Genomic DNA, 11,022 nt, shown 5'->3' with positions numbered 1-11,022 from the left:
ATCTGCGGTCGCAAAGGTTCTGTAAATTTAGTTGAAGGCTTTGTTGCAACGTTTTGGTTGCCGGCGAGCGTCCCAACGATTTTCGCAGGGTTGCGATGTTCAAGGGACGACTTCTCTCCTAGGTCGTGTGGACTCTTGGGATTAGCAAACCTGAGAAAATCAGATTCATGTATGGACGTATATAGACCCCGCCGATTGCAACAGATTTGGCGAGGGGGGATTACTGGTCACAACTGCTGACGTATATCCGGCTTCCTGATGCAGCGCGAATACCGTCGCTGCGACCCTCGATGGGTTTTCGCTCGCTTCCACCTCAACGCCCCCGAAGACATTGGCACAACGCTATGCCGGTCCACACATCAGGCTCGGAAAGCGACGGAAGGGACCTTTTCCGTCTCCTGCCGGTTGCTGCAATTGTCAGGGCGAGCGCGACCGCCGCAACATTAGGATGGCGTCGGAGACGAAGCTTGCCAAGCCAAAGACTGCGAGCATCTTGTTTGCCGCCAGCTCGAACCAATGCCGCTCGAGCACCGTGGATAAGCAATGTGCGCAGATAACGATCTCTCATTTCCTGATCCCGAACAAACGCTGGCGACCGCCACTAGAAGGAACGTTTCCATGCCTGTTGTTGAGAAGCGCGCAGACCCAGCCTCTCTCGCCGTCCTCATCACTGGCGGTTATCCCAGTTCAGATTGAAATCACTTTCCGATCAGGCCTTGCTGCGAGAGAGCAGCATGGCTGCGGTGGATTTACCGAGGCCCCTTGCGATGAGGGCGTGGGTCGGCATCGAAAAGGGCTGCGCCTTTCCCTCTCCAGCCGAAGTGAGCGGGTCACTGCCGAACGGCGTGGAGCTGACGCTGGAATGCGGCGATGTGGATGCATTGACGGAGATCATCGGAGCGTTGGGGTCATGTTCAAACTGGGCGCTGATCTCAAAGTCTACCTGCATCGTGAGCCGATCGACTTCCGGGCCGGCATCAACAGCCTTGCGGTTCTGGTTCAGGAAACGATGGCGCTCGATCCGTTTGCTCCGGCGGTTTTCGCGTTCTGCAATCGCCGTCGCGACTGGGTGAAGCTCCCGTTCTTCGACCGGTCCGGCTTTGTGCTGGTCCTGAAGCGGCTGACCGAGGACAAGTTCCGGTACCCGCGCCGCGAGGCAGGGGTGGTCACGCTTACGGCGACGCCGATATCACCGACCTGCTGCCCTTCAACTTCCCCAAAACTGCCACTGCCGCCTGATCCAGCGCGACGCTTTCCGAAATCAAGCGCCGAAAGGCGGCGTCAACGTGCAGGGAAAATCGCGCTTACAGTTCTTCCACAAGGCGCAGCGGATCGCCAGCCACGCGAGTGTGCCCAACCGGCGCGGCCATACGACCGCCCCGATCACATGCAGCGCGCGGATCGCCGCAAATGGATATCAGAAGGATCGATCGCGGCCGGCGAGAAGCTCGGTGTTTCCACCGCCGTCTTCTTTCTTCTTCCAGGCCGTCACCGGCTGCGTCCCGAGCGGGGCTTTCGCACCCGTCTCGGCATTCTGGCGCTCGTGCAAGCGTTCAGAGCAAGCCATCGCCACACGCGATATGTGCCCGCTGCGTCGATCTCGCAGGATTTATACTGTCGCGGTGTAAACCCCGCCATCCGGATCGACGATTAGTCGTTTCGATAAAGATAGTTACTAAGCTTCTTCGCTAGGACGTTCACATGCGGCGGAGCGATCATCGAGTAATGGTCACCTGGAACCTCGTGAATTTCCAGGCGGCCCCGCGCGAATTCCTTCCAACCAAGATCGCCATTGGGTTGATTGATGGATATGCGCAGCCCCTTCTCGGCCGTAAAAAGAACGGTCCTGCTATCATTGGGCCGAGGCGTGTAATCACGCAGCGCAATTCTATTTGCCTCGGCAACTGTCAGGAGATGATCGAGGTGCGTTTCGCTCACGTCGGGAACGCCGCCTGCTTGCCTGCCGAAATCGAACAAGGCAGTGACTTGGCGCTCGCGTTTGACAGATTTTAGCTTTCGCCAATGTTTCTTCAGCGCCGGAAAAAGCACACTCAATGTGACCGCTGGCTCGCTCAGCCACTCAGGAATGTGGCTGTTGCCGAGCACGCGGTGATACCCCTCGCTTGTGAGATCTTCATTCTCGTGAAACGCTCTTGCATCGAACAGGCCCACTAACGCCACCTCGTCACCAGCATCGCGCAATTGGCAGGCCATCTCCCAAGCAACACTACCGCCCATGGATAAGCCGGCGAGTTGGTAAGGGCCCCGTGGATGTACGCTCTTGATGGCCTCTATGTATTCTCGCGCCATCACTGGAATGCTCAGGTGAGGTATTGCCTCACCGTTCAAACCGCGCGCCTGCAGGCCGAAGAGCGGCTGCTCCGCGCCTAGGGCTTCAGCAAGATGCTTATAAAAGAGCACCTGTCCGCCGATAGGGTGGGCGCAAAACAGAGGCACCCGCGAGCCGCTGGTTTGTATCGGTATCAATGCGCCCGGACGCGCGCTTCTAGAGGTCTCCGATAGGGCTGCCGCCAGCGCTCTCGGGGTTTGGTGTTCTAACAGCAGGGAGGGAGCCAACTTCTCACCCGTGAGCTGCCCAATGCGATTGATGGCGCTTAATGCGCTTAACGAATCCCCACCGAGGTCAAAGAAGCTGTCGGTCAGGGCCACGTCATTCAAGCCAAGAACCTGCCCAAAGACCGCCGCAATTTGGCGGTCCAAAGCTGCTTCGGCAGACACCTCGATCACATCCGGGCTGTGCCCTTCTTTGTTTTCAACTGGGCGATCAACCGACATCGTTGCAGGGTCACTTTGATTTGCATCCGCATATTGTCTCCGATTATTGGTGGCAACCGCATCGAGCCAGTAAGACTTGCAATCAAACGCATAAGGCGGGAGAGGAGCACGCTGCAGAGGCCGACGGTGGTGCAGGCCAGACCAATCAATGCGAACGCCGCAGGTCCACAGCTCCCCCAGCGTTTGCAACAGGCTGGCGTGATCGCCCTGTCCACTATCGTCTCCTGGCAAAGCGGCAAAGGCGACAACGCTGTGCCGGCTGCTCTTTGACTTGAACTGCCTGGAATGTCTGGTCAGGGCTGCCCCAGGTCCCGTCTCGATGAACAATTCGTGGCCCGATTGCACCAGCCGATCGAAAGCCCGATGGGACTGCACAGTCTCTCTCAGATTGCGAACCCAGTAGCCGCCATCAAGCTGCGCTTCGTTCTCAAGCCAGTCACCGGTCACCGTTGACATGAAAGGTATTTGCGGCGCATGCAACTCGACCTGTTCTGCGTGAATCCTAAACTCCGGCAGGATTGGATCGAGCAGGGATGAATGCCCGGCATGACTTGCGCATATTCGTTTGCTTTCAATAGATTTCGCCTGCAATCGCTCATAAAAGGCTGCGATCTCGGATGCAGGCCCCGAAACGACGCACTGACGTGGACCGTTGATGGCCGCCAATGACAAGCTTTCGTTCCAATAAGGTTGAAGCTCTTCGGCTGCCAGGGCAACTGCAACAATACCGCCGGCAGGCACACGGGACGTTATCTGTCCTCTTATTAGTGTCAGTCGAATGGCATCGGGTAACGAGATGATCCCGGCAATATGAGCGGCTGCATATTCTCCGATGCTGTGCCCGATTACAGCCGAAGGGAAAATGCCCCACGAGATAAAGAGCTTCGCCATTGCATATTGCGTAGCAAAGATGACGGGCTGAATTATGGCTTCCAACTGAGGTTCAAGCTCACCATCGGGTTTGCCTTCTTTGTAGAGCAGGCGGCGGAAATCAATCTGTGCGAACTCGGTAAGCCAATTTGCGCATTCATCGATGGCGTTGCGGAATACCAGCTCTTCTTCGTACAGCTCGCGACCCATTCCAATCTGCTGACCGCCTTGGCCGGAGAACATGAACACGATGCGGTGTTCACTGCCTGACACCTCTCGCGAAGCGCCCACCTGCAGTGCCGCCTGATCGAGTTGGTCGGCTAGTTCTACCAGATCCGATGCCACAAAACTTGTGCGATATCTGAGAGCGGCTCGACCCTTTTGCAGCGTGTATGCGATGTTTGCTGCACTGTGCTGGGTATCCCTTTGGCGCATAAAACCGGCAAGTTGTACGAGCATTTTGGTCAGTGCCGACCTGCTCGCCCCCGATACTGGAAAAACGTGCGGCCGGCGACCACCTTGCTCACCCCTCTGCGGCGGAGCCTCCTCGAGAATCGTGTGCGCATTCGTGCCGCCAATACCAAATGAGCTGACTCCACCGCGCCGTGGCTCACTAAGTTTGGGCCAAGGCGTGCAGGTCTTGTTTACGAACACCGGGCTCTCCTGAAACTCGATATTTGGGTTGGGCTTATCGAAATAAAGGCTAGCGGGGATGACGCCCCTGTTCAGCATTACGGCGAGCTTGATCAACCCTGTTACACCCGCTGCGGCGTCAAGATGGCCGATATTTGCCTTCACCGAACCTATTGCGCAGAATTGTTTCCTTGCTGTGTGGGACTGGAAGGCCTTTGTCACGCCGGAGATTTCGATGGGATCTCCGAGGTACGTTCCCGTACCATGCGCCTCCACATAACTGATGGTATCCGCAGAGACGTCAGCATCGGTGAGGGCAGCTTGAATCACCGCAGCCTGTCCATCAGCGCTGGGGGCGGTGAAGCCTACTTTGGCGGCGCCATCATTGTTGATGGCGGTTCCCTTTATCACTGCCCAGATGTAGTCGCCGTCTCTACAGGCATCACTCAGCCGCTTGAGAACGACGACCGCAGCTCCACTGCCTCTCACGGTTCCTTGTGCTTTAGCATCGAACGCACGGCAGTGGCCGTCAGGAGAAAAGATGTGGCCTTGCTGATGGAGATAGCCTTTTCCATGAGGCAGGGAAATCGATGCACCACCCGCGAGCGCCATGTCGCACTCATTGCTGCGCAGGCTCTGGCAAGCCAGATGGACAGCAACTAGCGAAGTAGAGCAGGCCGTCTGAACTGACACGCAGGGGCCGGTCAAGTTGAGCTTATACGCGATGCGCGTCGCCGTGAAGTCGTGGCCATTAAGAACGCGAATCTGCATTTTCTCTGAATCCAGCAGCTTCCAGCCTGCTTCACGTTCAGCGAGATAGCGGTTGGCTCCCACGCCGGCAAAGACACCGACACGGTCTTCTGCCGTACCGCGGGACCCGTATCCCGCATGATCGAGCGCCTGATACGCCGTTTGCAGCAGGATTCGCTGTTGCGGGTCCATCCACGCTGCTTCCTTAGGTGAGATGCCAAAAAACGCTGCGTCGAACAAATCAACTCCGCTGATAACGGCTTCTCGCTTTACATAGTTGGGCATGCCAAAAGTGGCGGGATCGACGCCAGCTTCTCGCAACGTCTGTTCATCCAGGTCTGCGATGGATTCTATGCCATTGACCAAATTGCTCCAGAATTGATCGACGTTCTCTGCCCCCGGGAACCTGCCCGCCATACCGATGATCGCGACAGCCTTGTGGTTCAGTTTTGGCCCGCCTCCGCTTGCGGCCAAACCAATTGGTTCCTTTAAATCTTGAGCGGCGTGAGGAACGAATTGAATTGCGGCCAGGTGCGCAGCGAGCGTTCTTATCGTGGGGTGCTCGAAAACATCCAGGATCTTACAATCAATGCCTAAACGATCCTGGATACGCGCCTGAACTTGTACGATGGCTAAGGAATGTCCGCCAACGTCGAAGAAGTTGTCTTCGATGTCGACGGAGTCTAACTTAAGCACGTCCTTCCATATCTCGGCCAACTCCTTCTGAAATGTGCCGGTTGGTAAGCTTGCTGCTTTCAAATTCGAGGCTTTTTTCGGCTCGGGAAGAGCGCGCCGATCGATTTTACCGCTACGATTGGTCGGCAGCTGCGGGAGGAAAACGAACTGCGAAGGGATCATGTAGGCAGGCAGCGCGGCGCGCAGAAAAGCCTGTAGTTCATCGGTATCTTTCGAACTCTCCCGTTGCATCACTAGATAAGCTATCAGGCTCCCGTTTTTGTGGGGACCGTCTGTCAGCGTAATGCAGCATGCCTTGACATTTTCGTGTCCCATGAGGCACTGCTCGATTTCAGCAAGTTCGACCCGCATGCCACGAATTTTGATCTGTCCGTCCTTTCTACCCAGAAACTCAATCGTGCCATCTGACCGATAGCGGACCCGATCTCCAGTCCTGTATAGCATCGATTGGGACCCATCTTCGAACGGGTTTGGCCGGAAGAGCTCGCGCGTGAGTTCATCGCGATTGATGTAGCCACGGGCTACACCGACGCCGGCGATGTAAAGTTCACCGATTGCGCCAATCGGTGCCGGATTACCATAACGATCGAGGATATAAGCCTTGGTATTGATGGCGGGACGGCCGATGGGTGGCTTTCTCCCGTCGGCTTGCACCTCGGTTCTTATGCAATAAACGGTCGTTTCGGTGGGACCATAGGAATTGAATATCCGGCGCCTCTCACCCCATCGCTCAACGAGGCTGGACGGCAAAGGCTCTCCACCTGACTTGATGACGGTGAGGTCAGGTAGATCGGTCGACGGCAAAGAATTCCACGCTGTCGGCGTAAGACCGGCCGCCGTAATGCGCTCACGACGCATGAATTCAACGAGCTCTGCCCCGGGCAGCGACGCTGACCGGGGAGCCAAGCACAATTGACCGCCAGACGATAAGGCCAACATGAAATCAAATAGCGATGCATCAAATCCGCAGGAAGCGAACTGCAATACCCGGCATTCCGGCCCCAACTGATAAGTGCGTCTTAGATCCTCCGCCATGTTGCAGGCGCTGCGGTGTTCAATCATCACGCCTTTCGGCTCCCCCGTGGAACCGGACGTATAGATCACGTAAGCCAAATCGGATGGGCCGACACGACAGTGCGGGGGCGTGACTTCATGCTGAGCAATTTCGGTGTGGTCCTCATCGAGGAGAACCACCGCGCATCCTTTCTCAGCCTCAAGGTTTCGTCCCAATAAAGCTTCCCCGAACGTCTGTTCTCTAAGCTCCGTCTTGCTGATGACCGCGGTGGCACCAGCGTCCCGCGCGATGAAGCGCAGGCGTTTAGCTGGGAGGCGCGGATCGAGGGGAAGATAGGCGGCTCCGGTCTTCAAGACCGCCAGAAATCCCACAATGAGATCGCACGAGCGCTCAAGGAGGACACCGACCACGCTTCCAAGGCGGACCCCTTTTGAAATCAAGTGATGGGCAAGCCTGTTTGCCCTTTGCTCAAGTGCGGCATAGCTGAGCGCCTCGAATGAGCAACTGACGGCGATATTGTCCGGATAAGTTGCAACCTGCGTTTCAATCAGGTTGTGCAGGCAAAACTCGGAAGGAAAAGGTGAGGTCGTATTGTTCCAGCCATGCAGTACTTGGTGCTCTTCCTCTGGCCTAAGGAGATTGTAGTCGCCAATCCGCCGTGCAGGGGTATCCGCAATCGCGTCAAGCAGGAAACAATAATGCTTCGCCAGCCGCTCGATGGTGCTGCAATCCCATAAATCCGCATTGTATACGACGTAGAGGCGGACGTCCTTTTTTCCAGCAAGGACTCGAAAATCAAGATCGATCCAAACATCGGTCTCGCAAAGCCGAATTTGCGCAGGGAAGCCGGACAGGTCGACGTCGTATGGCGTGAAGCCAAGGGAACTCACCGTCTCGGGAATGAAGTTGAAGACTGCTTGAGCGAGCGGATTGCTATTAGGTGCAGGAGGGATCTTGAGCTTCTCCAGCAGCAGAGGAAGAGGAAAATACTCGTGGCTGCGCGCGCAGCGCATGAGGTGACGCACCCGCTGCAAATGGTCGAGGAAAATGGGATTTCCAGAAAGATCCTGCCGCAGGGCGCACAACGTCACAAAGTAGCCGAAGGTCTCCGAAAAATTTCCTGCCGGTCGACCGAGGCGCGGTGCGTAAAGGGTGATGTCGTCTTGGTCGCTATAACGGTGCAGCAGAATGTAATAGGCAGCAAGCAGGACAGTGGCGAACGATACTTTTTCGTTGTTTGCCAGTCGCTCCAATCGCGCCACCAGCGGCATCTCAATATTCAAAGAGAACACTGACCCGTTGTGCGTGGTCAGCGCAGCTCGTGGCCTGTCGGTCGGAAGAGCAAGATCAGGCTCATGATCGACAAACTGGCTGCGCCAGTAGGCCCACATGCGTTCTCCGTCGTCGCCGGCAAGAACGCGGTCCTGCCACGCTATGAAGTCCCCGTAAGAAGCGGCGGTGGTCAGATGCGGCATTGGGGCTTTTCCGCAGTACGCCTGATAGAGCCTGCCGAACTCGTGCAGGAAGGTGCGAATGCTGTAAGCGTCGGAAATGATGTGATGGAAATTGAGGAGAAGGACCTCTTCCGCGGCACTGCGCACGAACAGGTGAGCGCGAAACGCCGGCCCATTTTCCAGATCGAAAGGCGAGCGAGCTTCCGCCGCGATAGATTGATGCAAGTCCGCTTGTTCGACACCTTGCAGCCGAATGACATGAAGACTCAGAGACGCTGTCTCATGAATCCGCTGAATGACGTGCTCGCCCTCTTGGTGAAAGGTCGTACGCAGCATTTCATGGCGGTCGATTAATGACTGGAGCGCTAGCCGCAAGGCAGCAATATCGAACGGTACCTTTATGCGTAGCTCGACTGGCAGATTGTATTCGCCACCGGTTGGTCTTTTTTGATGATGGAGCCAAAGGCCCATCTGGCCATGCGAGAGCGGACGTGTGACGTAATCCATTACTTTCTCCAGCCATTGTTGTGCTGGAATGCTACACTCCCTTTTAGGAAAGCGGCTTAAACGTTTTGATAAATTTTTCTGACGTCCGGATGAATTTCATTATTAGGAAATACACCTTTATAGTCACTCCGGCTTTTCATATGTTCTCTGCTATACTAATTGTGAAACAACGGCTTCAAAAAAACTGAATGAGGATGGTGCTATGTCACGATTGTCTAAATATGTACATATCTCTTTTACACATCGCTAGCAGGGTGTAGTAATTCTGTGAGCCGGCAACGACCCGTCCGATCTAACGCAACTGGGTGTAAACTGCTAAGCCGTGAACAACGTGACCATTGCGGTGATTATCCAAGGGCGTATGGTGTGAGCGAGCCATATATTGTAACGCAGGCATCTGAGTAGACAGATCGGCACAATCGATGTTTGGGTTTTCGGCCACAGCTGGCGATCCCAACGCTCCAGATGCCAGAAGTGCTAAGCCGAGTTGAGCGGGAGCGGGCAGCAAAAATGCGTCATTGGCGCTCCTTGCCCAATCACTGCCAGTTGGCTTGCCATATTATGACCGATTAGGAGGAAGGCTGATCCGCAATCGCACGCAGTTTTGCCAATGCGATCCGCGGCTATGCCACAGAATACGGGCAGATCGCTGCCAAAGGATGTGCAAGTTGCTCGAGCAAATCGCGGCAGATAAGATGCTACCGGATTTGCGCGGGAGCTATTCGCGCTTCATGCCACAATATGCGCAGTCGCAAACACATCTGAAAGAGGTCGACGCCAAATTGATGGCTTGGGTTTGGGCGAGGAGTGTAGCGAGCCCTAGACCAAAATGCTGCCCTATTTCATGCCGACGCGGGGCCGCCGGCTTCCTTGGCAAAGTGGAACACGGTCGCATCGCTCCACATGCGATGCAGGATGAGGGCGAGCTTGCGGGCAACAGCGACCCTTAAAGCGCCGAAGCCGAGGTCGCACCGTGACAGCCAAATTTGATAAGCCCTGGGTTATTAGGGGCGATGCTCGCGCTGCAACCAAGCTGCTCGTGGCGTTGTGGACATACGGTGAGCGCTTATTAGCCGGTAACCCATGGCTTCGGACGAATACCTGGCAAGCGATAATCAAATCAAGCGCATCGCCGCAGGCGATAGCCCCGACCTCGCCGGCCGCATTGGCGACTTCAAAACGCCGACATTCTTCGGTTTAAAGAAAGTAGACTTTATCGCTATTCTCACATAGTAGCGGTGTTTATCTTGATAGCCTGGGCTTGCCGCTCGCGGTTGGTCCCGCGCGGTCGGGATTGTCACAAAGGCCCGAGGAGCCCGGGGATGAACGCGACGCTCTTGCCGGCTGCAAGGGGCTGGGAGGCTGCGTCGATGAGCATCTTGACCCGGTTCGTGTCGATTACCGCATCATCCTCGTGCGAGACGCTTCCAAGTCCTCATCATGTATTGAGGCCGGCCCAGCCACCGCCTCAACCATGCGCAAAGGCATTTTGCCGGCTCGGCAGCTTCGGAGAATACGCTCTTTAAGGCGGCGACGGCGTTTTCGGGTGAGCGTGCTCATCGACGACGACTTGCGGATGCGTACGCAGGTCACGTTGCAAGGATCCTGCCAAGGGATAAATTCACGTCAAAATGATACGACCGTCCCAACACTGCTATGTCCGGGGTCGGACTTCAGTCACGGCGAACGCGGTTGAATTGGGGCGTGAATTCCGTTGCCCCGCAGAGAAATCCCGGAGATCATTCCTTAGCACCCGATACCTAATGTCGCGTTGGTCGGGTCCAAGACACGACGGTGTTCGGTTGTGCTGCCTGCTGAACTCTCATTTAAGCCATTGAATGAACCACGGAAAATTTGCGGGCAAGGCCCTTTCGCGCGGTTGGCATGACTTTTGAAAGTCCTTCGTCGTGAGGCGGCAGGAGCTGCTGACAATATTGGTGTCGTGGGTGACATCACCCGACAAGGCGGAAGCTATTGAAATGCTGTAATCCTTCCTTGATTCGCCTGAAATCTAGGGACGATTTGCGAGACCTTGGCTGCAGACCGCCGAGCACAGATGCCGTTCAGTACATGAGCGCGGATTTGTACGCCAAAATGTCGTCACCCGGGCAGATCAGTTCCAAAATGTTGGTTCCAGGCGCCTTTCCGAAAGCATTTAAATTAGGAGCAAGCTGCAAGATGCCTACACTGATCTCTGCCCCAAAACCCATTCAGAAGGAGGCGTCGGGAAAAGCTTTCTACGCGGGCCGCGGCGCGAGCGAAACGTTCACTGTTTCGCATGGCAAAGGAATTTTCTTCTGG

The 11,022-nt window shown here is 55.8% G+C and carries 3 protein-coding genes and 2 pseudogenes; 3 read left to right on the top strand and 2 right to left on the bottom strand.

Features of this window, described 5'->3' with window-relative positions:
- Positions 1–313: 313 nt before the first annotated feature.
- A pseudogene (locus tag QN222_RS30135) lies at positions 314–606 on the bottom strand (hypothetical protein); the annotation flags it as partial.
- Positions 607–862: 256 nt separating this feature from the next.
- On the opposite strand from QN222_RS30135, the gene tnpB reads away from it, so the two are divergent.
- Complete coding sequence (gene tnpB, locus QN222_RS30130) at positions 863–1,654, top strand: IS66 family insertion sequence element accessory protein TnpB (protein WP_336621052.1); 792 nt, start codon at positions 863–865, stop codon at positions 1,652–1,654.
- On the opposite strand, the gene QN222_RS30125 is transcribed toward tnpB, so the two are convergent.
- Positions 1,651–8,721 carry a non-ribosomal peptide synthetase/type I polyketide synthase gene (locus tag QN222_RS30125; protein WP_283965390.1) on the bottom strand — a complete coding sequence of 2,357 codons (7,071 nt, stop codon included), beginning with the start codon at positions 8,719–8,721 and terminating at the stop codon, positions 1,651–1,653. The genes tnpB and QN222_RS30125 overlap by 4 nt on opposite strands.
- 578 nt (positions 8,722–9,299) lie before the next feature.
- On the opposite strand from QN222_RS30125, the pseudogene QN222_RS30120 reads away from it, so the two are divergent.
- Positions 9,300–9,515, top strand: a pseudogene (locus QN222_RS30120) (IS110 family transposase); the annotation flags it as partial.
- A 289-nt stretch (positions 9,516–9,804) separates the two neighbouring features.
- On the top strand, positions 9,805–9,954 hold the full coding sequence (locus tag QN222_RS30115) for a hypothetical protein (protein WP_283965389.1): 150 nt from the start codon (positions 9,805–9,807) through the stop codon (positions 9,952–9,954).
- The last annotated feature ends 1,068 nt before the right edge of the window (positions 9,955–11,022 follow it).

Source organism: Sinorhizobium sp. 6-70 (assembly GCF_030124375.1).
GTDB lineage: Bacteria > Pseudomonadota > Alphaproteobacteria > Rhizobiales > Rhizobiaceae > Sinorhizobium.
The sequence above is the reverse complement of the archived record's forward strand: the minus strand, read 5'-3'. Positions and strand labels throughout refer to the sequence as shown.

Coding starts and splice junctions, on each gene's coding strand:
- tnpB (WP_336621052.1), top strand. CDS start 863: ATGCGGCGATGTGGATGCATTGACGGAGATCATCGGAGCGTTGGGGTC.
- QN222_RS30125 (WP_283965390.1), bottom strand. CDS start 8,721: ATGGATTACGTCACACGTCCGCTCTCGCATGGCCAGATGGGCCTTTGG.
- QN222_RS30115 (WP_283965389.1), top strand. CDS start 9,805: ATGGCTTCGGACGAATACCTGGCAAGCGATAATCAAATCAAGCGCATC.